Raw genomic sequence first — 346 nt, forward strand, 5'->3', positions numbered from 1 at the left:
CCCCTGAAGGGTCGTTGTAGACCACGACGTTGATAGGCTGGGTGTGGAAGCGCAGTAATGCGTTAAGCTAACCAGTACTAATTGCCCGTGAGGCTTGACCCTATAACTTTGATACTGCTGTGCAGTGTTCAAAAGACTTTATGCCCATGTGCGCAATCGAATAAAAGCTGATTAGGCTCTATGAATTTGCAAGGTAGCGATGAGCTGCTTTGCGACAAGTTATGCCTGGTGACCATAGCAAGTTGGCCCCACTCCTTCCCATCCCGAACAGGACAGTGAAACGACTTTGCGCCGATGATAGTGCGGATTCCCGTGTGAAAGTAGGTCATCGCCAGGCTCTTACAGC

Annotated in this window: 2 rRNA genes; both read left to right on the plus strand. The window is 50.0% G+C overall.

Annotated features, from left to right (window positions below):
* Nucleotides 1-102 (plus strand): 23S ribosomal RNA (locus SJH88_RS19535); the annotation flags it as partial.
* Between the two features lie 122 nt (nucleotides 103-224).
* Nucleotides 225-337, plus strand: a 5S ribosomal RNA gene (gene rrf, locus SJH88_RS19540).
* Nucleotides 338-346: the final 9 nt, after the last annotated feature.

Origin of the sequence: Comamonas sp. GCA5, assembly GCF_036541385.1 — a bacterium.
Taxonomy (GTDB): Bacteria; Pseudomonadota; Gammaproteobacteria; order Burkholderiales; family Burkholderiaceae_C; genus Comamonas; species Comamonas aquatica.